The sequence below is a fragment of the Humidisolicoccus flavus genome, assembly GCF_045689595.1.
GTDB classification, from domain to species: Bacteria; Actinomycetota; Actinomycetes; order Actinomycetales; family Microbacteriaceae; genus Humidisolicoccus; species Humidisolicoccus flavus.
The window spans coordinates 1,521,598-1,544,344 of sequence record NZ_CP142724.1 but is presented as its reverse complement, the minus strand read 5'-3'; the positions used below and the strand labels follow the sequence as shown (position 1 = coordinate 1,544,344).

Here is a 22,747-nt window from a genome sequence, read left to right as displayed (position 1 = left end):
GCAGGCATGCACAGTGCCCGCATTGTGAAGGAGTTATCGGTCATGAGTGATGAAACGAATCGCGAAGGCGGCGTCAACAACGGCGACGGCCAGCCTCTCGACGAGACCAACGAGAACGTCGCGCACGAATCACCGAGCCTCGACTTTGGTGACACTTCGACGAGCGAGGACCCCATCGTCGAACCGACCGTGATCGCGCCATCGACGCTGCGCGGACCACACAGTGTTCCTGACTCCAACGAGCAGCGTCAGGACCTCGCAGATATTGCCGCGGAGGACGCGGCGCGCGACAGCGCCGTCTCGTACGACGAGGCCGTTCCCACCTACGACGAGCTCGCTCGCGAGGATGCGCCGACCGCGGCGTTCGACGCGCAGTCGACCGCAGCTGCAGAACCCGCGCCCGTCGTTGCGCCGGAGCCAACGTTCGCCGCTGAGGAGCCAGCACCCCTCGTCGAACCCGAATCACGTCTCGATCGTGAGCCCGTGACCGAGCGGGAGTCCACGCACGATGACGACCTCGGTGCGACGCAGGCGATGCCCGTTGTCGCAGACGACGAGCACCCGCCGCCCCTGGTCGAGCCGCAACGTCCAGCGCCACCGCAGGCGGACCCGAGCGTTGACGCCGAGGTCGGTGCAGCGCTGCGTTCGAGCGATCCCGGTTCATCCGCTGCACATGCAGGGGGCGTGGCCGGAAGCGCAGCCGCAGGCAGCGCTGTCGCCGGTGCAGCTGCAGCTCGCTCCACGCGCGACAACGACGAGACCACCCGAGTCGAGACCGCCAAGGACGGAGAGCTTCGCGAGAGCTCCGTCAACGATGCAACCGTTGCGCTCGACGCGCAGCGCACCGACGCCGAGGAAGACCTCGCCCGCACTCGCGCACTGCCTGCACAGACTCCGACGGTGTCGACGCGGAGCACTGAGCCGGAGTTCGAAGTCGACCTCCCCGCGGGCGACGACGCGGCAACGCGCAAGCACGCTGCGATCGAAGTCGACGACGACACCGCCCGCGCTGCTGCCGCTGGTGGCACGCCGATCGTGCTCGTCGAAGCACCACTGCCTCCCACGAAGCGTGGCGTGCGCGGGGTCGGATTCGCGGTCTCTCTGCTCGCGACCCTCATCTTCGGCGCACTGCTCGCCGGTGGAATGTTGCTGATCGGGTTCCTTTTCGATCGCACCTTCGACCTGGTCGCAGAGGTGCAGACGTTGTGGCTCCAGCCGACCTGGATCCTTCCGGTCGCGGTCTTCTTCGTGGGATACCTGCTGCTGAACCTGATCGTGAATCGTGCAGGGTGGTGGGCGCACGTCCTCGGCGGGTTCCTCGTCGCGGCGCTCGTCTACGCGGCGGTCATCGCCGGAAACCTGCTCGAGAACTTCGGCGGCTGGGGCGCATACGCGCAGCTCCCGAACACCTCAGCGGCTGAGCTCACCGAAGTCCTGCTGACACCGCTCTCAGTGCTGACCTTCGTGCTCGCCCGCGAGGTTCCGATCTGGGTTGGCGGCATCGTGGCCCGCCGCGGACGCAAGGTCAAGGCTGCGCACCGCGACGCGGTTGCAGAGTTCGATCGCGAGAACGAAGAGCGTATGGCCGTCTACGAGACGAGCCGCACCTCCGCCTAGCTCCCGGTCGCGGTGATCGCACTCGTGCGACCCAATCGAAGGCACATGCAGAAAGCCCCGGCAATCGCCGGGGCTTTCTGCATAAGCGGGCAGTCAGTGCAGGTCGTCGCCGTCCTGGAGTTGTGCTCGGAGCACGCCACGTGCACGCGAGAGCCGGGTGCGAATCGTCGTAGCGGGCTTCTTGAGAATGCTCGCCACCTCCTCTTGCGTGAACTCTTCCCAGTAGACGAGACGGACGATTTCGCGATCGATCTCAGGAAGCTGCGCGATCAACTCGCGAACGTGCTCTGCGAGTGATTCGTTCGTGGAATCCGCCTGGATGGCCGCGTGCGAATGCCCGCCATCGAGCGTCGAGCGAAGGCGCTTTGCAAGTGCCGAACGCCGAACACCGCCGCGCCGATGCTGCGAGAGGATGTTGCGGGCGATGCCGTACAACCATGCTCGGAGCATGTGCGGCTCGACCGTGCGCCTTCCGCTTGTCTTCCATGCTGCGAGGAACGTCTCGCTGACCAGATCAGCAGCGTCCTCGATGGGGACATCGCGGCGGATGAAGAACCCGAGCAGTCCGGCCGCCTCCGCACGGAACGCGGCGGTGAGGTCGAACGATGCAGAAGTCTGCGCTTCGCGAGTCACGGTGCTCAACGAAGTTGTCCAGCGCAATCCGAGCGCAGATCCGCGTCACCGCTGACGTTGCCGAGACCGAGTTCGTTGACGACGTCGATGAGGAGGAACGAGACCATGGAATCCGAGAACGCCTCCGGGAACGAATAGGGTTCGAAGTTCTCGTCGGGAAGCCATGCGACGGAATCGGGAAGCACTTCGGCAGAGCCGGGAGCCTCTCCCGAGAGCACGAGCGCGTACTCGTAGATCTGCTGACCGACCCCGGTGAAGTCGTGGTTCGTGTAGTAGTCGATCACTGCTTCGGGTTTTGGAGAAAAGAAGGATCCGCCCTGGATCGTGGCGGTGCATTCCACGAACTCGCCGGAGCGTGAGGTGTACTCGATCGCCACGGGCAGTTCGACGCGAGTGTAGTGGTCGACGACGAGAGCACCTGCGGTGAGCGCGGCGACGCCAAGGACCGAAGCCGGAACGAGCCAGAGCCCGCGGCGGCGATTCCTCGGGCTCTTCGAGGCACCGCTTCTCGTTTCGAGGACCAGGGCGTCGAGGGCTGCCTCGGTCGCGAGGCTGGGCGTGAAGTGTGGGCGAGAACCCGACAGGATTTCATCGATGGTTGGCTGTTGCACGATGGCGTTCCATTCAATCGCTGCCGACGGACCATCCGTCGTCAATGAGGAAATGGCCGGTTCGAGTCAAAGTGTGACACAGCGCCGCACATTGATCCGAAACAAGTCGGCATCGCGAGAGAGCGGGTTAGGAGTCGCAGCTCCGTGCGATGTTCTCCGGAATACTGACCTCGGGGCTTTCTCCCCAGGCGGTGAAGGTGAAACTGCTATTGCCGGAAGAGTCGCCGGCCGTGAATGCTGAGGGGAGCGGTGCCCCAACGCCTTCGACGACGAGTTTGCCGACCGGTGCGTCACCCGAGCCGACGATCACGTCGAGCGTTTCGCCCTCTTCGGCAGGTGGCATGACCGAGAGCGAGTCGCTACCGGCCAGGAGCGTTTCGATGAGTTCGCGGGGATTCAACATCGGCGACCACTCGGAGAGCAATGCTTCGCCGGCATTCGTGCATACGTAGCCTTCTGCGAATTCCGGGATTCCGGTGCGCTGCGCGTAGACGTCGTTGCCTTGCACGTAGGTCCGCCCATCGAGCACGACGACATCGATCGCGATGTTCCCCGCGCTGATCTTCGCCGTCATGCGCTCCGGGGTGCCGTCGTATGCGATGGTGACGGTGCGCCCGTTGACGGGAGGCTGCTCGGGGTCGACGACCACCAGTTCGGTGAAGGTTCCTTCGATCGAGGCGCTGCCCGCCTCGGCGACTGCACGATTGATCTGGTCGGCTGCGCGATCGCCATCGAGGAGCCAGAGGCCGTTACTCGTGGGGTCGCTCTCGGAGAACTGCGAGAGATCGACGTCGCTCGGTTCCGGTGGGGCAGGGGGTGGAGGCGTGGGGCGGCATCCGCTCAGGGCGACGACCGCGCCGATGGCGACCACGCCGACGCCGAGCCGCCAGCTCAGCGGTCGGCGTTGTTCACGCATGCACTCGCTCCGCCCTGATTGGCGAGGGTTTCGGCGTTCAAGGAGACCGTCGCGGTCTCACTCGTCGAGCGGACCACGAAGCAGGTGTCGTTGTCGTAGAAGCCGAGCGCCGAGGGGATCCAGGCTTCGCTTCCTCGAATCAGTTGACTGAGGTCGAGCACTTCACCAGAACCCTGCACGGCGAAGAGGCTGTACTCGGCGTCGGGCCCGCTCCAGTCGAGGTGCGCGTTGCCGGAGCTCACACTGATCGTCATGCTGCTCACCCGGACCTGCTCGTCGGTGACGAGCCCGACAATGAACCAGGCTGCGGCGCCGAGGCCGGCGAGGATCGTCAGAATCATGGAGACGATGAACGCGGGGTGCTTCCATGCCGGGCGAGGTTTGACCTCTGCTTCGACGAGTTCCGGGAGGACGCCGCCGCCGACACTGAGCGGCCGCGTGGTCTCTTTCGTCATGAGGGCGGTCTGCCCTGCCGCGCTGCCGAGCACTGCGAGCGGTTGCACTGGCGCGGCGTTGGCTGCCTGCTGGGAAGCGGCTGCGCCAGAATTCGAGCCCCTGCCGGATTGCTGCTTGGAGGGCTGGCCGTTGCCGTTCTTCGACGCTCTGGTCTGACGTTGCGTCGAGGCCTTTGCTCCGGCGCGAGTCTGCGCTCCGCCATCAGCAGTGACGACCACGGTCTGTGGGAGTCCGCTCGAATTCTTTTCGCGACGCTTTGATCCAGCCATCAATGCTCTCCCGAATTCTCTTGACGGGGTTCACAGGTTTCGCCACCTGGAAGCCGCCTACCATAGTAGTCCCGGGACCCGGTTCTCTTGCTGGGTGCGAACTGACAGGAATAGCGATGCGTCGATTGCTGCGTGGAGCCGCGCTCATCCTCGCTTCCGGCATGCTCCTGCTCGGCAACGTCCCGCTCGCTGGCGCCTACAGCGGCCCGAATGCGGTCGAAATCCCATACCTCGGTGAGACCAACACGAAGCCCGCGGAAGGCTGGTTGATCACCGACTGTGCGCCCGTTCTGGCGGCGAGCGATCTCGTCACCGCTTGCACGAGTGAGCAGATCGACTTCGCGGCGACCGCCTACGAGCCTGACTTCAATGGCGTCACCATTCCGGTGCCGCTCTCGAACGGTGTGACGAGCCTCGTCATCGAGTATCTCGTGACCCTCGCGCCACCGGAAGCGCCGACCATCGGGCTCACCAGCTACCGGTTCCCGGTTGCCGCGGGCTCGGTGTTCCTGCTGCCGCTCAGTGATCTCGCGATCGAATGCGTCGTGTGTGTCGAGGGCGGAGCGGTGCAAGTGCTCGGCGTCGAACCCGCTGAGGCCGGTGAGGTGGGCGTGACCTCCGAGCACCTGGTGTTCCGGCCCGCGCAGGGGTTCGTGGGCGCTGCGACGATCGGCGTGCGATTCGCTGACGATTACGGAACCTGGTCGCAGCCGGCGTCCGTGGAGATCCCCGTCTATCGACCCGGCGGCGAGCCCTTGATCGCGCAGAGCGTGTACGCACAGCTGTTCGCAGCCGATTCGACCTCGTTGCAGTTGCCGCCGCTCGTGGTCTCCGACGATCCGAGTTCCGTGCGAGTCGTCGGCTGCGGTGCCGCGATCCACGGCACTGTCATTTGCACTGGCGACGGCGCCGTGCAATACGTGCCCTTCGAAGAAGCTGCGGTCGACCAGTTCTCCTACCATGTCGCGGGCGCTGACGGCGAGCAGGCGACGGGAAGCGTCACCCTCGTGGCCGAGGCCGGCGAACTCCCGACCATCGGCATCGTGCCCGCCGATGTCCGCCCGCACGGCAAAGACGAGAGCGTTACGACGTCGATCGTCCCGAAGATCCCGCCCGCCGAAGACGCTGAAGCCTCCAACGGCGGCGCGTTTGCAGCGTTTACCGTCATGCTGAACCGATTGGGTGCAGAGTGAACGACAAGAGCAGCATCACACGAGCGCTGAGCGCGCACGTCGACGAACCGCGAAAGGACATGCCATGGCATTCCGCGTGACATTCAAGGAGCCGATGGCGGGCTCCGAGGCCAAATCCTGGCTGCTGAAGGTTGACGATGCGACAACGGTCGGCGAAGTCGCCGAATCGATCGGAGTCGCACCGGGTGTCCTCGCCGATGTGAGTGCTTCGACGCCGATCGGGCAGTCCGGCTTGCTCTCCGGTCAGGTGATCCCGCAGATCCGACGCGCAACACTCAGCCCGGGCACGCTTCGACTCGAAGTCGTCGGCGGCCCCTTCGCGGGCGAGACCGTTCGTGTCGAACCGGAATCGCCGATCCGCCTTGGTTCAGGTGCTGCGGCGCACGTGCGCATTGCCGATGCCGCGCTGCTCGAAGTGCACGCGACCCTCCTGATCGAAGCCTCCAAAGTGCACGAGACCACTGGTCGTCGCACGCCGCTGCGGGCGGTCGTGACCCCCGCCTCGGCAGAAGCAGACGTCTGGGTCAATGGTGAAGCGATCGACGGTCCGCACGAGATCGTGCCCGCCGACCTGTTGCAGATCGGGTCGAGCATTCTCCGGATCGGTGTCGCACCGGCATCGGACGCCGACCTCACGACCGACTCTCCTGGCGCTCGCGGCTTCAACCGCCCTTCGCGAATCGAGCCGTCGAAGAAGCAGCCCGTGGTGCCGCTGCCCGGTGACAAGCCCGAGGACGCCGACCAGTCGCCGCTGCCGTGGCTCTCCGCCGTGATCCCGGTGATCCTCGGTGTCACGATGGCCTTCGTCTTCAACCGCCCGATCATGCTCATGATGGCGGCGGCGAGCCCGATCATGGTCATTGGCTCCTTTCTAACGAACAAGAAACTCGCAAAGAAGAAGGGCCTCAAGACCGAGGCGCAGTGGATCGAGGACATCAAGAAGGCGGGCAAGCGGATCGCCGGGCTCGTCAAAGAGCAGCGCCTCACCGCCTGGTACCGCCACCCTGACCCGGTGGTGATTCGCGACATCGCGGTGCAACCGCTCTCAAGGCTTTGGGAACGTCGGAAGAACGACGACGACGCACTGCAGCTGCGCGTCGGGGTGACCGACGTCGCGCTCGATGTCGCCTTCGAGGGTGGCGGAAAAGACAGGAGCAGCTCACGACGCGTTGGCGTTGCGCCAGCATCGGTTCCCGTCGACTTCCGAACCGGCGTCGTCGGGATCGCCGGGCAACTGGATGCCGTTCGGAACACTGCCCGCGCGATGCTGACCTCCTTCGCGACCCTCCGATCGCCGCGTGATGCCGAGGTCATGGTGATCTGCGACGACGACTCGAAAGCGGAGTGGAGCTGGATGCAGTGGCTCCCGCACGCCCACATGAGCGATGCGGTCCCGGCCCTCATCGGCAACACCGAAGACACGCGACGCGAACGCTTGCGCGAAGCTGCCGTGCTGCTCGAAACCCGGATGCGTTCAGCTGGGCAGCGAGGCATCACCTTTGACACGGACCTCATCATCGTGGTCGATGGCGCCCGGCGGTTCCGAATGCTGCCCGGGATGGTGCCGCTGCTCGAACACGGCGCTGAATTCGGGATCCACATCCTTGCCCTCGACTCCGACCGCGCCCGCTTGCCGGAAGAAGCGAAGAGCGTCGTCTCGATCGACCCGGTCGATGCTTCACTGGCTCGTTTGGAAACCTCCGCCGACTACTACCCGACGGTGCTGCTCGATGGAGTTTCCGTCGATCAGGCGGAGGAGATCGCTCGATCGCTGTGCTCGCTGCAGCACGTCAGTGGCGTCGGCGATGAGGCAATGCTGCCGACGAGTGTCCGCATGGTCGATCTGCTCGGCATCGACCTCGACGACCCCTCAGTGCTCGTGCAGCGCTGGCAGCGTTCGCCTCGAAACACCTTCGTCGTCGTCGGCGCGAACGCCGATGGCGAGTTCGCGCTCGACATCTCGAGGGACGGCCCGCACGCGCTCGTCGCCGGAACGACCGGTTCCGGAAAGTCCGAGTTCTTGCAGGCGCTCGTCATCAGCCTCGCCATGGCGAACCGCCCCGATGCGCTGAACTTCGTGCTCGTCGACTACAAGGGTGGCTCCGCATTTGCCGACTGTGAGCGCCTGCCGCACACCGTCGGTATGGTGACGAACCTCGACGCGCGAGAGACCGAGCGTGCGCTCGCCTCGCTCGACGCCGAACTCAAACGTCGCGAACGTGTGCTTCGCGATATGGGTGCGAAAGACGTCGACAGCGCATGGGCTCGCGACACGGAGACCGCAGCCCGCCGCGGGCTCGCGCGGCTCATGATCGTGATCGATGAGTTCGCGGAGCTGAAGACCGAACTTCCCGAGTTCATCGACGGTCTCGTGCGTATCGCTCGAGTCGGGCGTTCGCTCGGCGTCAACCTGGTGCTCGCGACGCAGCGACCCTCCGGTGTCGTGACCGCGGAGATGCAGTCGAACATCAACCTTCGCGTTGCGCTCCGAGTGACCGACCGTGCCGACTCCTCCGACATCATCGGCTCGTCCGAAGCCGCCTTGATCAGCTCCTCGACGCCCGGTCGCGGCTACGTGCGGCTCGGGCCCTCTGCCATGCCGGCTGGATTCCAGACCGCTCGCGTTGCCGGGATCCGTCCGGGAACGCAGCGCGTGCTCTCGACCGTGCCGCCGAAGGCGCCGCTCGACTGGGAATCGCTCGGATTCCCGGCGCAGTATCCGAAGGCGCAGTCCTCGCACTCGACCAATACCGACCACGACGACACCGACCTGCGCGCGCTCGTCAACCTGGTCACCGCCGCGACGAACCAGCTCGGAATCCAGAAGAACCCGTCACCGTGGCTGTTGCCGCTCCCGACCGTGCTGCCGCTGGAAAAGATGCAGGGCGAGAACCTCGGGGCGACCGAGATTCTGCTCGGCCTCGAGGACGTACCGGAAGAGCAGTCGCAACGAACGCTCACCTGGGATGTCGCCTCGGGTTCGCACCTGCTCTTCATGGGTGGTGCGCTCTCCGGGCGAACGACCGCGCTCCGTACGACGCTGGCGCAACTGGTGCAGCGATTCTCGCCCGCAGATCTCCACCTGTATGCGCTCGACTTCGGGAACGGTGCGCTGTTGCCGCTCGCCGACGTGCAACACTGCGGCGCGGTGATCACGGCGCTCGACTCCGACCGGCTCCCGCGACTCGTGCAACGCCTGCTCGAAGAGCTCTCCGCTCGGCAGACCACGCTCTCCTCAGCCGGTGTCGGCAACATCAACGAGCAGCGTCGCAAGGCCGAACCGCACGAAGCGCTGCCGTACCTGGTGCTCGCGCTCGACGGTTGGGAGCGAATGCTCTCCAGCATGAACCCCGATCAGCTCGTGATCTTCCGCGACCAGATGATGCGCATCCTGCGTGAAGGTCCTGCAGTCGGTGTTCGCGTCCTCATGACCGGGGACCGGGGCGTTGGCGGCGACAAGGTCGCAGCCTTCATCGACACGCAGTATGTGCTCCCGATGCGCGACATCAACGATTACCGGACCGCGGGGATCATCGCGAAAGACATCCCGCTCAACCTGCAGCCCGGCCGCGCGCTCTTTGGGCCGCAAGCCGCTGAAGCGCAGCTGGCCGTCCTCGATCGCGACACGAGTGGTGAAGCGCAGACCGCAGCGTTCCGTCGCACGGTCGAGTTCGTGCACGACCACTTCTCGAAGTTCGAGCAGCTCGAAAACCTGCCGCAGCCCTTCCACGTCGACCCGCTCCCGAGCTACATGGCGCTTTCGGCGGCCTACGATCTGCCGCTCGCCCCTGGTCTCGAATCCGAGCTGCCCATCGTGGGTGTCGGTGGCGACAAGCTGTCGAAGTACACCCTCGACTGGCCAGACGCAGGTGGATTCGTCGTCACCGGTCCCCGTCGTTCCGGGCGCTCTTCGGCGCTCGCGGCGATCGTGCACCAGATGGCGTGGAACAAGATCCCGGTGCTCGTCGTGGCAACGCGTGCCTCCGTGCTCACCGAGGTCGCGGAGGGCCACAAGGTGCCGATCATTCGCGAATCCGAGACTGCGCCCGACGGCCTGCAGGAAGTGCTCGCGCAGTTCGAGGGGAAGATCACGATCGTCGTGGATGACGCCGAGCAGCTGAAGAACGCGCCGCTCGAGCACGCGCTGGCCGGGGTCAAGCACCGAGCCGTCTTCATCGCATCGGCCGAATCCGATGCCGTCTCGACGCTCTTCGGCGGGGCGTTCGCAGAGGCGAAGCGAGCTCGGCACGCGATCGTGCTGCGCCCCATCGCCGCGATGCTCGGAACGCAGGCGGTCGGTTCGCCGATCCCGAAGTTCATGCTCGGTCAGAGTTCCGCCGGAGGCGGCGTGCTGTACACAGGCTCCGAGTGGATTCCGGTGCGAGTACCGGATATTCGGCAGTAGACGAGGACGGCGCAGCGAACGCGGGGTTCGGTGGGCCTGGGGCTCGGAGGGCCTGAGGTTCGGTGGGCCTGGGGTTCAGCGGGTCTGGGGTTCGCGGACCAGAGGTTCAGCGAACGCTAGGGTTCAGCGATCGTCCAGGTTTTAGACTTTCGGAGTCGCGGTTTCGTGGCTCATCCTTTGAAGGAGTCGGTTGTGGTTTCTGCTCGATGTGCATACTGTGACGCGACGCTGCAGCCGAACAGCATGTTCTGCCTGGAATGCGGGCAGCTCGTCCAGCAGTCGCGTCCACCCGTGCCATCGCAGTTCGACGCGCCCGCGCAGCCGAAGCAGCAGGCGGCGCAGCAGGCACGCGATTCGCGACCCATTGCCCCTTCAGCGCCGGTGCCGCTGCCAGGGGCAGCCCCCTGGACCCAATCGCCTCCGCCCGCGGCAGTTGCTCACCAGCAGGCAACGCAGCAGTCGCCTGCGCAACAACCCGCTGCGCAGCACGCAGCACCGCAGCACGGAGGCCAGCAGCCCAGCGTCCCGCAGCAGCATTCGGTGCCGCAGCCAACGCCGCAACAGCCAACGCCTCTGCAACAACCAGCCCCGCCGCAACAACCAGCCCCTCCGCAACAGCCGACCCAGGCGCAACCCCTTGCCGCGCCGCAGCAGCCGCCCGTCCAGGCCTCTGTCCCGCAGCCGAGTGCGATCCCACAGTCGATGCCGCCCGCACAGCCGACTGCCCGACCGGTCACCGCGGTCGAAGCGGTCGTCTTGAAGTTCTCGACCGGTCAGCAGGTCCGAGTGAGCGGAAAAGCAGTGATCGGGCGAAAGCCCGCGCAGACCGCGCTCAACATGGGCGCGCAGTCGATCGAGGTCCTCGACGACACCCGATCGATCTCGCGAGTGCACCTGTACCTCGAAGTTTCCGCTGGTGTGGTCACGGTCGGCGATGCCGGCTCCAGCAACGGTTCCAGCGTCGAACGAGCTGGTCGCCTCATGCCCCTCTCCAGCGCCGGAGACCGCGTTCAGGTTGCCGTGGGAGACCGAGTGTGGATCGGCGATCTCAGCATGGACCTGCAGCCCGCCAATTAGATCTCGCCCGAACCTCCGAGGTTCCTGCGAACGCGCCGTGCGCGATTCTGAATCGCCGCGCTGTCGCATTACGCAACGCAGTGAGTGACCCCCATTTCGTATTTCGCGCCAGCACTGGGATCACGCCTCCGACCCTGTTGATTGCCTGCGAACTTGCGGCGAAACCACTGGGCAGTCACTGGGATTTTCGGCCCGGAATACCGGGCGAGAACGCATGAAACTCCCAGGATCATTGGCCCTCATTGTGGTTAGCATGATGAAGTCAGTTCGCCTGTTTGAGCCTCGGTTTGCGGGTGAGCTTGATGTCGTCACTGAATACTTGCCAACTCAAATGGAGGAAGTCATGGCAGAAATCAAGGTCACTTCTGATTCGCTCGCGGGCGTTGCTGGTCAACTTTCGTCGGGATCACAGTCGATCGAATCGCAGTTGTCCAACCTGAAGTCGCTCGTTGAAGGATTGATCAGCGGTGACTGGCAGGGTTCTGCGTCGATGAGCTTTAACGAGCTCTACACGCAGTGGGACCAGGCTGGTCTGCAGTTGAAGGAATCACTGCAGGGAATCAGCGACCTGCTGAACCAGGCTGCACTGTCGTACGAGGACAGCGAAAACTCGATCGCCAACACCTTCAACGGCTAATAACCGTTCCGGTTGCCGGCGCCTTCGCGCGCCGGCAACCCCACAAACTTTTCAATTCATCCCCTGCGTAAGAGGTTTTGATGGTCAGTTTCAACGTCCGGGCAGATTCGCTCAGCGAAGTCGCGGCATTGATCGGCAATGTCATCACGACGTTCGACACGAATTTGAGTTCCGTGAACTCGACGGTGCAGAGCACCGTGAACGTGGGATGGGTTGGTGAAGACGCAGAGTCGTTCAGCGAAGGCTGGACGACATTCAATGCGCAAGCTGCGATCGTCCGGCAGGCGCTGGCCGACCTGCAAGCAAAACTGATCGCCGCCGACAACAGCTACACGACCAACGAATCCGGTGTCCGCACCTCCTTCGCAGACCAGCACGGCGACTTCAGCGCAATGAGCCGAGCGACCTCGGGCTTCAACCGTCGCGTCGACATCGGTGAGGGCCGGGCAGAAGACATGGCTGCCTACTTCGGCCGGAACTACCAGGGTGACACCGGCGGCCAAGGTGGTGGCGCATCCTTCGGAGTCGCAGGTCGCCGCGCAAGTGGCGGGGCGAACAATGGCACCGGCCCCGCAGACACGAACGAGACCGACGACAACAGCCCGTTCCTGAACGGCGCCGACGGCCCGGACCTCGACAACCCGTACTTCGCCGAGGGCAACGACCCCGACGTCGATTCGATGAACCCTGGCGAGATGCAGACGCTCGAAGACCAGGCGACGATCGACACCGACGGTTTCAGCGAATTCAACAACGCAGGAGCAGAGAATGGCTGAGCAGAAGGCAGACACCACTGAGCTGCAGGGGTTCGAAGACACCCTCGCCGGGCTCGTCCAGTACTGCGACGCGCTGCGCACCAGTTCCGCGGGCTTCGCGTACATGCTTCCGAACGACTGGCAGGGCCCGGCCCTCAGCGCGTTCATCAGTAACTTTTCATCGTGGGAGACCACCGCGAGTGCATTGTCTCTGCAGGCAGAGTCACTGCGCGCGCAGGTCGAAACCGCGAAGGCAACCTACGAGGCTGCCTCCTCTGCGCTCGATACGCAGTGGAACACGACACTTGGCGAGATGGGCTGAGCAGACAAATGACCGATATTAGCGTTACCCCGTCCATCATCATCTCCGATGCCGCGGCACTTGCGAGTGCCGGGCAGTCGGTGCACAACTCGATCCGTTCCGCACGAAGCTCGCTCAACGGCTTCAGCGGTGGCGCCGGAGACGACAACTTCGCAGAAGTCTTCGTACAGGGCGCAGACGGCACCCCCGGCTACGACGAAAAGTGCGCCGGATACTTCACCGGTGCCGCGAACGTTGTCGGTGCCGTGGAAAACATCGCCTACAACATCCACATGAGCGCACTCGACTATGACGCTGCGCAGAAACCGGGCGCAGGATTGCCGCAGGTTTCGAGCTTCGACGCCGCGACGGCGCCGAGTCCCCGCACGTACGATGCGCCTTCCAGTGCGCTCGGTGCGGGCTGGCCTGGCTTCCTCGGTGAAGTGCAAGAGGTCCTCGAACAGATGGCATCGCTCGTCGGCATCACCATTCCGACCGGCGACGAAGCCAAGATCAGCGCAGCGGCCGAAGCGTGGACCTCGCTTTCGGGCGAACTCGACGGCCTCAAGGGCACGATCGACGGCACACTCGCGAGCACGGGCGGCATGACCTTCCCGCAGCTCAGCACGATGCAGAGTGTCCGCAGCAAGCTCTCCGGCTACGTTGGCGACTTGGCGACCGACGCGACCAACCGCGCGAACGAGCTCAATGAGTTCCTGGCGCTCGTCGTCGACACTCGGGCAGATCTCAACCGCATGGCACAGCAGGCGCTCGTCGAGATCGCGGTCGACGCGGGAATCACGGTCGGTCTCACGATCTTGACCGCACCGCTCGGTGGTGTCGGTGGACTGCTCGGTGCCGGAAAGATCGCGGTGACCATCAAGAAGTGGGCTGACCGCATCTACGACCTCATCAAGGCTGGTGAGCGCTCTGCGAGCCGCTTGAAGCGACTGCAGTCACTCGGAATCCGTGCGCTCGGCGAAGGTGTCCAAGCTTCGGTCTCGAGCTTCGTCGGTGCTTCGTGGGCAAACCACCAGTTCGCGGGCGAAGAAGGCTACGAGCAGCAGAACGTGTGGCACGCAGCGGCCTCCGGTGGTGCCGGTGGGTTCGCCTCCGGTGGTGCCGGCGGCTTCGGACCGCTCCGTAACTCGAACCACATCGCTGCGCAAGCAGTCCGCGGTGGTGGCGAAGGATTCGTCGATGGTGTCGTTGGCGGATACGTCGACTGGGCGCTCACGAACGACGGCTCCGAATTCAACCTCATGCAGAACGGACTCATGGGAAGCGCCATGGGGACGGTTCTTGCGCCGGCTGTCGGCCGGGGTGTGAAGGGCCTGCAGAACACGATCAACACCGCAGCCTCGAACAACAGTGCTTCCGTTGGCCAGGCGCCCCCCATCGCGACGCCTGGGCAGAACACGTCCAACTCCTCGAACGCCCCGGCGAACGCAGGACCGTCGGCGACGCAGAACTCGAACAACGCCCCTGCAGCGGCCGCCGGTGGAACGCCAGGTTCGACCGTTGGCACGGGCGGCGGCGGAACGACCACGCCAGGCAGTGACGCTCCAGTCGCGGTTGCGAGCGGAGATTCCTCAACCGGTAACGCAAACGGCAACTCGGTCGAGGTTTCGGCCGACGCTCCACAGAGCGCAGCCGGTGGCGACACCGGTGCCGGCGGCTCCGGTGACGGAGCACAGGTTGCAACCCCGGATGCAGCGGGTGCAGGCGACGCTGGCAGCGGTGCTGACACTGGCACTTCGGCCGACGCTGGCACTTCGGCCGACTCCGGCAGCGGCGCCGACTCTGGTTCGAGCACGGACTCCAGCAGCAACGCGGACTCGGGCAGCAACGCAGACTCGAGTTCGTCTTCGGACTCGAACGCGAACACCGCGACACCGGACTCCGCAGCACCTGCGGACTCGGGCTCCCCGGCCGACTCCGGCTCCTCCTCCGACTCGACGACTCCTGAGACGGCGACGCCGGACAGCGGCACCCCGGAGACGGCATCTCCCGAGTCGGGCACCCCCGAGTCGGGCACCCCGGAGACCGCGACTCCTGAATCTGGAACCCCTGAGTCCGGAACCCCTGAGACGACGACTCCTGAGACCGCGACCCCTGACAGTGGTACTCCAGAGACGGCATCTCCTGAGTCGGGTACTCCGGAGACGACCACTCCAGAGACCGCGACCCCAGAGACCGCGACCCCTGAGACCGCGACTCCTGAGACGGCATCGCCGGATAGCGGAACTCCTGAGACCGCTGCGAACCCCGAGACGGTCAACCCCGACTCGACGACCGGCGACTCGACCACTCCTCCCGCGACTGGCGACGCACCGGCATCTCCGGACTCCGCGACGCCTGACGTTGCGACGGCAGATGCTCCGGCTCCAGCAGATGGACCTGCTCCAGCTGATGCTCCTGCTCCGGCTGACGCTCCGGCTCCAGCAGATGCTGGCACGCCAGCAGATGGTGGAACCCCGGCCGATGCTGCGACACCTGCTGCAGATTCGGCGAGCCCGGCATCCTCGAGCGATGCCCCGACGACTCCGGCTGAGGCTCCTGTTGTCGATGCCGGCTCGAACTCCGACAACTCGAACAACGCACAGGGCCCAGCCGCTGTCGCCGTTGGTGCGGGAACCCAGGGAGGACGCCCGGCCGATTCCGACATCTCGGTGCCGACTGACGCAGACATCGCTGCAGTGAAGTCGGAGACCGACGCTGCCTCTGCAACCCAGGCTGCAGAGGCAGACGCTGCAAACGCCGATGCGACGAACCCCGACGGTTCGCCGGTTGACGCGGGATCCAGCAAGGCCGATGGTGATGCAGCGGATGTTGCAGTTGCAACTGCCGCTGCTGCGGGAGCCGCGGGTGCCGCGCTCCTGACCCGCCCGACTCTGCCAAACGCTCCGACTGCAACTCCTGCAACTCCTGCTGCGAACGGCCCCGCAAAGAGTGACGCTGCGAACACCGATTCGTCGAACCAGTCGAACTCCGCAGACGGAGCCCCCGCCGACGGCGAGTCGAGCCAGCCAGTGCAAGACGCGAACAGCAGCGACAGCAATGACGCCGCCAACACGGCTGACGACGGCGCATCGAGCCCGGAGAACGCGGAGACGCCAGCGACTCCGGAGGCGAAGTACGACGTCATTCGAGGCGACAGCGACGCTGTACGCGGCATCGTGGAAGACCCGAGCGGCTTCAACACCCGCTATGACCCAACTGACCCGGCAGCGTGGCAGTACTCGATCAACTGTGGTCAGGTCACGAGCAACCTCTTCCACGCTGCAGCCGGTGGAGACCGCGTTGACGCAGGGATTGGAACGCTCACCACTCCACAGATGGTGCAGTCGACCGGTCTGCCGCAGACCCCCGCGACACCGCAGCAGATTCACGACACGCTGCTCGCCGCAGGCGACGGTGCTCGCGTCGTCGTTGGCGTCGATCGCTCCGGCGGTCAGGCTGGCCACTGGTTCAACGCGGTCAACTCCGACGGCACGATTTACGTGGTCGACGGGCAGAACGCGAGGGTCAGCCCTTGGCCGCCACACGAGCCAGATGCAATCTTCTGGGACGTCTCGATCCCGCCAGAGCTGCTGTCGCCTTCGACGGCTGACGCCCCAGACGTCAACACCACGCCAGCGCAGACCGCTGCCGATGGTTCGTCGACGAACACCGCGGACGCCGGAAGTCCAGATGCTGGGAACCCGGATGCTGGGAACGCTGCAGACGGAACGAACGCTGCAGACGGAACGAGCGCTGCAGACGGAAGAAGCGCTGACTCAGCGAACCCGGACGCCGCAAACGGCCCAGACCGTGCGGGCTCGCAACAGGATCGCGTCGTTCGCCACAACGAGATCATCGAGCTGGCGCAGTCGCAGCCATACGGGCCGCCTGCCGGAACGATCGAGCACCTGAGCCCGCAGCACCAAGCGGTTGTGCGTGAACTCGTCGAAGCGGGCGTCGTCGTCGAAACAGCCGACGGTCGCTACCAGATCTCCGAAGAATTCGCGTTTGAGGTCGATGTCCGCAGTAACGATCGCGTCGAACTGCAGCGACAGTTCGATGATGCGGTCTCGGTGTTGTCGACCATGGACGTCGGCCAGTGGCTCGACAACCGTTCCGTGTTCATCCAGTCGCCGTCCGACACGTTCCGGGTGGAATCAGGCTCGCAGGCAGCACAGAACGAGGCGCGCCAACAGTGGCTTGATCAACGTGCCGCGGACTTGGAAGCGGCAGCGAGAGAAGAGGGCAACCCGATCTCTGCTCGCGAAGCTGAAGAGCTCGCGCAACAGCAACTTGCGGACGCTCAGTTGCACGCAACGCATCTTCTCGATGCGGTCGCAGGGGGCGACCCGACTGTGATCTCTGGAATGAACCCCGGCGCAGAGAACAGCCGGATCGGCTCGCTGTTCTATCATCGAATCGTCCCGCAAATTGAGCGCGACTTGTTGCGAATCATCGGTTCCAACGAGATTCCTCCGAGTGTGTTCGCGCTCATGCTCATGAACATTTCGATCAAGGTGGTTTGACGATGTCGCTCGATTCTTACGTTCCTGCTGGAAATGTGTCGTCCAACACTGTCGAGAAGTACGGCGAACTCGTGCCGCTCTCCGTTGAGAAAGCATGGCGTGCAACCGGAACGATGATGACTGAGGACGGCTTCGCTCGACTCGTTGACCCGGTTGCGTTCGAGGATCTGCTGCCTGAAATTCTCCCGAACCTGCCTGGCGCCTATGCGGTCATGGCTACGGGCTTCGGGGATTTGCTCGTGGTGCACGACACGACGGTGTACGTCGTCTTCTTCAGGCTGGGCTTCTACATGCAATACCTCAGTAAGTTTGGGGCGATCGTTCCTATCTCGATGACTGAGCGAGCGTCGCAAGAGAAAATTCTTCTTCGTACGACCTATGACGAGGGCGTTGCTCGTCTTGGTGTTCCGAAGATCGATGAGTGTCTTGGGTACACCTTGCCGCTTGCGATGGGTGGACCGCAGACCGCAGAGAATCTCTCGCTTCGCCCCTTGCGTGAGCACCTGATTTTCCTGGTTTCGGTGGGGGGAGTGCCACGTCACTTCGACGAAGTACACCCGCCATCGAACCCTGATGCTCCCGCGCAGCCGAACGCCGCTGCTCCAGGTGCGACGGTCTCACCAGATGCAGAGGCCAGTGCTGCGCAAGCTGGTGGTTCGTCGTTCGATGTCGCCCGCCTCGAGCAGGTTGCCTACGAACTGTTCGAGAAGATCGGCGTTCCCGGGCCATTCGGAACCCGCGTCTACGAGGACGAGCAGGTCATCGTGGTGAGTTACCAGATTCGTGGGGGCGTCTCCATTTTGGTCGGCGCCGATGAGTCGGTGCTGTACTTCCCGTCGGCAGTGTCCCCGAGCGATGCCGTGCAGAACTACCTGAACGGCGATCGCACCGACCGCGCAAAGTTCAAGGCTCGTTCGAACTAACACTTTTGTTCTGCACCTCTGATCTCCGATGAAGGAGCCGCATGTCTGAGTCCGCTCTCGAAGCCCGTTGCCGTGAGGCAGCTCCCGCAATGCTCGAACTGATGTCCGCTGGCATCCTCGTCACTCGCGAGCCTGAAAACGCTGACCGTCTCCGCGCAGCGGTATCTGCCATGCAGGCCGTTGTCGATCAAGGCGTCGAGGGCATCACCGACGAGGGGTACTTGCGGTGGCACTCGAATGCGGGCGAGGCGCTCTCGGGCATGCGCGAATCGATCGCGAAAGGCGACTTCGTGAAGTCGTGGAAGCTGTTCCTCGACACGGAGGTCGGCATCTCGCCGCTCGGTACTGTGTGCGCGGGGCAGCCGAGCTGGTAGAACGCGGTTCCGAGAAGTCTGTGGGCGCGACCCTGAGTCATTTCGTGCCGAAATCGCACGCGTCAGCGCCCGCGGCTCTATCGTTTTCTCACCGCTGAGATTTCGCGAAGAACGAGGGGTGTGCGATGTTTCACGAAGCGTATGTTCCTGCGGGCCCGGTTTCTGCATCGACCGTCGAAAAGTACGGCGAGCAAGTGCCATTCACTGTCGAGGAGGCATGGCAAGAGCACGGCACTTGGATGACTGCAGACGGATTCGCACGGATTGTCGACCCTTCGGCGTTCGAAGAGCTCCTTCCACAAATCCTCCCGAATATGCCGGGAGCGTTCGCGGTCATGGCTACGGGATTCGGTGACCTCTTCGTCGTGTTCGAACAGCGACTTTTCGTGGTCTTCTTCAGACTCGGTTTCTTCATGGAGTACGCAAGAGAATTCGACATGCTGCACCCTGATCTCATCACGGAGACTGCCTCGCAACAGAAGCGACTGCTTCGTACGACGTATGACGAAGGTGTTGCTCGTCTTGGTGTTCCGAAGATTGATGAGTGCCTTGGGTACACCTTGCCGCTTGCGATGGGTGGACCGCAGACGGCAGAGAATCTCTCGCTTCGTCCTTTGCGTGAGCACCTGATTTTCCTGGTGTCGGTGGGGGGAGTGCCACGTCACTTCGACGAAGTACACCCGCCATCGAACCCTGATGCTCCGGCGTAGGCCTTCCCTCTTTCAGTTGCGAAACAGTTTCGATCAAGGTGGTTTGACGATGTCGCTCGATTCTTACGTTCCTGCTGGAAAGGTGTCGTCGAACACCGTCGAGAAGTACGGTGAGCTCGTGCCGCTCTCCGTTGAGGAAGCATGGAATGCAACCGGGACGATGATGACTGAGGATGGCTTCGCTCGTCTGATTGACCCGGTTGCGTTCGAGGATCTGCTGCCTGAAATTCTCCCGAACCTGCCCCGCGCCTATGCGGTCATGGCTACTGGCTTTGGTGACCTCTTTGTCGTCTTCGAAGAGCGGCTTTTCGTGGTTTTCTTTAGATTCGGTTTCTACATGGAATTCGCGAAACGATTCGGCGAACTTGATCCCGTGTTCGCGAGTGAGTCCGACACGCAACAGAAGCGACTGCTTCGTACGACGTATGACGAGGGTGTTGCTCGTCTTGGTGTTCCGAAGATCGATGAGTGCCTTGGGTACACGTTGCCGCTTGCGATGGGTGGACCGCAGACGGCGGAGAATCTGTCGCTTCGCCCTTTGCGTGAGCATCTGATTTTCTTGGTGTCTGTTGGGGGAGTGCCGCGTCACTTCGACGAAGTACATCCGCCATCCGCCGGGGCTACTCAGGAATAACACTGCGTGCCGCGAGAGGGCCTTGTGATCTCGAGCATGTCGTGGAACCGTGAGTGCATGGCTGATGCAACCCTCGAAACGATCGATTCGCGACCCGCGCTGCGATTCGAACGGTCCCTGCCGTTTCCTGCCCAGCGTGTGTGGCGCGCGCTCGCGGAACCGGAGCAACTCGGCCAGTGGTTTCCGGCATCCATTGATTGGGAACCACGTGAAGGCGAGCAGCTCTCGGCATTCGGAATGACCGGTGAGGTCCGCGAGGTCGAAGCGCCGAAGCGGCTGGTGTGGGAGTTCGCGGGCGACCTGTATTCGTTCGACCTCGCTGAAACCGCAGAGGGTTGCCGTCTCGTCTTCGTGTACGTCTTCACGGATCGCGCCACCGCCGCACAAACCGCAGCAGGGTGGGACGCCAGCTTCCAACGACTCGGCCCCCTGCTTGCGGGTGAGGCCATCAGTGAACTCGCAGCGCACCGTGATTGGGCGGAAGTGCATGAGCGCTACGCAGCACGCTTCGGTCTCGACCCGGCACCCGGTCGCGCCTTCGCAGAGCAGCTTCGCGCGCAGCAGGACGGCGCGGAATGACGGGTGTCACGCGCCGGACATCGAACGACGGCGTCGTGCGAGTCCGGCCCGCTGAGCCCAGTGACCGTGAATTCCTTGAGGCGATGCTGCTCGAAGCATTCAACTGGAACCCAGAGCGTGAACCCGCGACGCTCTCGACTGCTCGCGGCCTTCCTGAGGTCTGGCACTACGTGGCGGAGTGGCAACGTCCGAATGATTTCGGGGTGATCGCGACGAACGACGCAGGTGAGCCCGCGGGAGCAAGCTGGGCTCGATTCTTCTCGACGAGTGATCCGGGCTATGGATTCGTTGACGAAACGATCCCCGAGATCACGATGGGCGTCGGTGCCGAGCACCGGAACCGTGGGGTCGGACGCGCGCTCCTGGACGCACTGGTGACCGAGGCGAGGACCCGCGCGGTGCCCGCGCTGAGCCTCAGCGTCGAGGACGGCAATGGTGCTGCCCGCCGACTCTACGAACGTGCCGGTTTTACTGTGGTCGGCCGCGAGGGCGATTCCGACGTCATGGTGCTTCGCGTGGGCGAGGTGCGGCCAGAGCAGTTGCAGCACCCAGAGCCGCCGCAGCGCCCAGAGCAGCCGCAGCAGTCTTAGCCCGGCGGGCGCTCGCCGAGTGCGACACCCGCATTGTTCAGGATCTCCCACTGTTCGATCGCTTCGGAGGGTTTTGGTGCTGCTGTCATCACGTCGTTGCGGTAGCGCGTGCGGTGGTGCTCGAAGACGTCGAACTTGGCGCCGTCGAGAATGACGAGCGGGAACAAGCGCGTCATGCCCTTCCGCTCCACGTACGCCACCGCAGCGAACACGCGCTTTTGGCCTGGAGCCTCCCAGACGCTGACGTAGGTGCGGTTGCGTTTGCTCACCGAGCGAAGGCTTGGCGTGTAATAGCGCGGCTCGGCGTAGAGGAATCCGCGGTGGAACACTTCTGCCGCTGCCACGTCTGCGATCCGGCTGCCTTCGAACACGAGTTTGAGGCGCACGCCGCTCTTCCTGTCGAAGAACTTCGCGGAGCCGCGTAAGAACTGCACGAGCGAGATGATCGTGTAGATGTACAGCACCGGAATGAGGAGCGGCAGCAACGCGAGCCCGCGGCGCACCGGCCGAGTGGCGTCTGCGGTCGAGTTGATGTCTCCGAACAGCGGCTCCCAGAAGACGATGATTGAGGTTGGGATCAGGAAGATGATGATCGTGAGCGTGAGCTGCACCATCGAGTACCCGTACTTCATGGTGACGTGGTCGGGGGAGCCAGCGAGCACCTGCTCAGGTCCGTTCAAGCGTTGCTTCGCCATTGTTCCTCCGGGATGTTTCAAACGCCGAGTGCGCGAGTCATCCTACGGTGCGATGCAATGAGGAACCCGGAAGTCTGCACGAGCATTCGCGCCGAGAGTGATCGGGCTCAGAGTCCGCGGCGACGTGAGTAGCCTTCGGCCCAGTGGCGAGCTTTGAGCGAGTTCAGGAGCCGAAATGCTTCGCCATCGATCTCGAGGGTCGGCAGCCAGTGCGTCCTTCGGCGTTCCCGGTAGCTCACGAGCACGTAGGCAACTTCATCGCCACGAGCAAGATGCACTTGCGTGTTGACGTGGCCGCGGCTCGAACTCTGAAACGGCGTGTACTGGTCTGGGTCTCCCGTTGCGAACGCTTCGCGGACGGCCTCGGCGACTTCCACGCCACCATCGGCTCGGAATTCGAGCATTCTCATCGGGTCGCCGCTGCCGGTGCGCTTCCAGCCCACGGAGCCTCGGACCGCTGCGAAGAGCGAGGCGAGCATCAAGAAGGCAAAGCCGACAGCGCCAACCGGGGCAATGAACTCGCGGGCGATGCTTCGGCTGCCCTGCACGGACATGACCGCGTCGTTGATTGCTGCGTAATTGAAGAGCCATGCGACGAGCGCGATCGCAAAGACCCCGGCGAGCACCCCGAACAGGATCGTTCGCGGCTGTGAACGATGCCGAGCAAAGCGCTCAGGCGAGTGTTCGAAGGGGTGCGGGGTCTTCGCCATTCCTCCATTGTCTCGGAGAATTCGCGCGAAGGGTGATCCGGCCGGGTCGTCGAACCGCGGCATCATCAGCGCGGACTCAAGAAACTCCCAGGAGTTTTGCGCAATAAAGATGACACAATAACGTCTGAATACT

The 22,747-nt window shown here is 63.9% G+C and carries 20 protein-coding genes; 14 read left to right on the top strand and 6 right to left on the bottom strand.

Translation table 11 applies throughout. From position 1 onward, the window contains the following. The first annotated feature begins 42 nt into the window (after positions 1 to 42). The gene (locus U2H20_RS07380; protein ID WP_430591651.1) at positions 43 to 1,617 is read left to right on the top strand and encodes a hypothetical protein; all 1,575 of its coding nucleotides are present in this window, start codon (positions 43 to 45) and stop codon (positions 1,615 to 1,617) included. A 93-nt stretch (positions 1,618 to 1,710) separates the two neighbouring features. Here the strand turns inward: U2H20_RS07380 and U2H20_RS07375 are convergent, their stop codons facing one another. The 4 genes from U2H20_RS07375 to U2H20_RS07360 all read right to left on the bottom strand — a co-directional run bounded on the left by U2H20_RS07375 (position 1,711) and on the right by U2H20_RS07360 (position 4,502). Then, positions 1,711 to 2,250: an RNA polymerase sigma factor gene (locus U2H20_RS07375; protein WP_430591650.1), complete on the bottom strand. Its 540-nt coding sequence runs from the start codon at positions 2,248 to 2,250 to the stop codon at positions 1,711 to 1,713. A 5-nt stretch (positions 2,251 to 2,255) separates the two neighbouring features. Continuing rightward, positions 2,256 to 2,861, bottom strand: coding sequence for a hypothetical protein (locus U2H20_RS07370; RefSeq protein WP_430591649.1), 606 nt, complete (start codon positions 2,859 to 2,861; stop codon positions 2,256 to 2,258). A 127-nt stretch (positions 2,862 to 2,988) separates the two neighbouring features. Further along, entirely contained in the window at positions 2,989 to 3,777 is a 789-nt protein-coding gene (locus tag U2H20_RS07365) for a hypothetical protein (protein ID WP_430591648.1), read from the bottom strand. After that, positions 3,753 to 4,502, bottom strand: coding sequence for a hypothetical protein (locus tag U2H20_RS07360; protein ID WP_430591647.1), 750 nt, complete (start codon positions 4,500 to 4,502; stop codon positions 3,753 to 3,755). The genes U2H20_RS07365 and U2H20_RS07360 overlap by 25 nt, the downstream gene beginning before the upstream one ends. A gap of 116 nt (positions 4,503 to 4,618) precedes the next feature. Between U2H20_RS07360 and U2H20_RS07355 the strand changes: the two genes are divergently transcribed. The 13 genes from U2H20_RS07355 (at position 4,619) to U2H20_RS07295 (ending at position 21,209) form a co-directional block, all read left to right on the top strand. Further along, the gene (locus U2H20_RS07355; protein ID WP_430591646.1) at positions 4,619 to 5,695 is read left to right on the top strand and encodes an Ig-like domain-containing protein; all 1,077 of its coding nucleotides are present in this window, start codon (positions 4,619 to 4,621) and stop codon (positions 5,693 to 5,695) included. Between the two features lie 64 nt (positions 5,696 to 5,759). Next, a complete protein-coding gene (locus U2H20_RS07350; protein WP_430591645.1) occupies positions 5,760 to 10,100 on the top strand; it encodes an FtsK/SpoIIIE domain-containing protein in 4,341 nt (1,446 codons plus the stop codon). Between the two features lie 192 nt (positions 10,101 to 10,292). After that, positions 10,293 to 11,177, top strand: coding sequence for an FHA domain-containing protein (locus U2H20_RS07345; protein ID WP_430591644.1), 885 nt, complete (start codon positions 10,293 to 10,295; stop codon positions 11,175 to 11,177). 343 nt (positions 11,178 to 11,520) lie between these two features. After that, positions 11,521 to 11,814, top strand: a complete 294-nt coding sequence (locus U2H20_RS07340; protein WP_430591643.1) for a WXG100 family type VII secretion target — start codon at positions 11,521 to 11,523, stop codon at positions 11,812 to 11,814. Between the two features lie 80 nt (positions 11,815 to 11,894). Continuing rightward, complete coding sequence (locus U2H20_RS07335) at positions 11,895 to 12,590, top strand: WXG100 family type VII secretion target (protein ID WP_430591642.1); 696 nt, start codon at positions 11,895 to 11,897, stop codon at positions 12,588 to 12,590. After that, positions 12,583 to 12,891, top strand: coding sequence for a hypothetical protein (locus tag U2H20_RS07330; RefSeq protein ID WP_430591641.1), 309 nt, complete (start codon positions 12,583 to 12,585; stop codon positions 12,889 to 12,891). Before U2H20_RS07335 ends, U2H20_RS07330 begins: the two co-directional genes overlap by 8 nt. An 8-nt stretch (positions 12,892 to 12,899) precedes the next feature. Next, on the top strand, positions 12,900 to 17,399 hold the full coding sequence (locus U2H20_RS07325) for a toxin glutamine deamidase domain-containing protein (RefSeq protein ID WP_430591640.1): 4,500 nt from the start codon (positions 12,900 to 12,902) through the stop codon (positions 17,397 to 17,399). 2 nt (positions 17,400 to 17,401) lie between these two features. Further along, positions 17,402 to 18,322, top strand: a complete 921-nt coding sequence (locus U2H20_RS07320; protein WP_430591639.1) for a T6SS immunity protein Tdi1 domain-containing protein — start codon at positions 17,402 to 17,404, stop codon at positions 18,320 to 18,322. A 41-nt stretch (positions 18,323 to 18,363) separates the two neighbouring features. Further along, positions 18,364 to 18,696: a hypothetical protein gene (locus U2H20_RS07315; protein WP_430591638.1), complete on the top strand. Its 333-nt coding sequence runs from the start codon at positions 18,364 to 18,366 to the stop codon at positions 18,694 to 18,696. Positions 18,697 to 18,821: 125 nt separating this feature from the next. Beyond that, a complete protein-coding gene (locus tag U2H20_RS07310) occupies positions 18,822 to 19,406 on the top strand; it encodes a T6SS immunity protein Tdi1 domain-containing protein (protein ID WP_430591637.1) in 585 nt (194 codons plus the stop codon). Between the two features lie 49 nt (positions 19,407 to 19,455). After that, positions 19,456 to 20,040 (top strand): T6SS immunity protein Tdi1 domain-containing protein, encoded by a 585-nt coding sequence (locus U2H20_RS07305; protein ID WP_430591636.1) that lies wholly within the window; start codon positions 19,456 to 19,458, stop codon positions 20,038 to 20,040. Between the two features lie 57 nt (positions 20,041 to 20,097). Then, positions 20,098 to 20,619, top strand: a complete 522-nt coding sequence (locus U2H20_RS07300; RefSeq protein ID WP_430591635.1) for an SRPBCC domain-containing protein — start codon at positions 20,098 to 20,100, stop codon at positions 20,617 to 20,619. Further along, positions 20,616 to 21,209, top strand: coding sequence for an N-acetyltransferase family protein (locus tag U2H20_RS07295; RefSeq protein WP_430591634.1), 594 nt, complete (start codon positions 20,616 to 20,618; stop codon positions 21,207 to 21,209). Before U2H20_RS07300 ends, U2H20_RS07295 begins: the two co-directional genes overlap by 4 nt. Here U2H20_RS07295 and U2H20_RS07290 read toward each other — a convergent pair. Both U2H20_RS07290 and U2H20_RS07285 read right to left on the bottom strand, forming a co-directional pair. Continuing rightward, a complete protein-coding gene (locus U2H20_RS07290; RefSeq protein WP_430591633.1) occupies positions 21,206 to 21,904 on the bottom strand; it encodes a hypothetical protein in 699 nt (232 codons plus the stop codon). The genes U2H20_RS07295 and U2H20_RS07290 overlap by 4 nt on opposite strands. 107 nt (positions 21,905 to 22,011) lie before the next feature. Further along, positions 22,012 to 22,614 (bottom strand): hypothetical protein, encoded by a 603-nt coding sequence (locus tag U2H20_RS07285; protein WP_430591632.1) that lies wholly within the window; start codon positions 22,612 to 22,614, stop codon positions 22,012 to 22,014. Positions 22,615 to 22,747 lie beyond the last annotated feature (133 nt).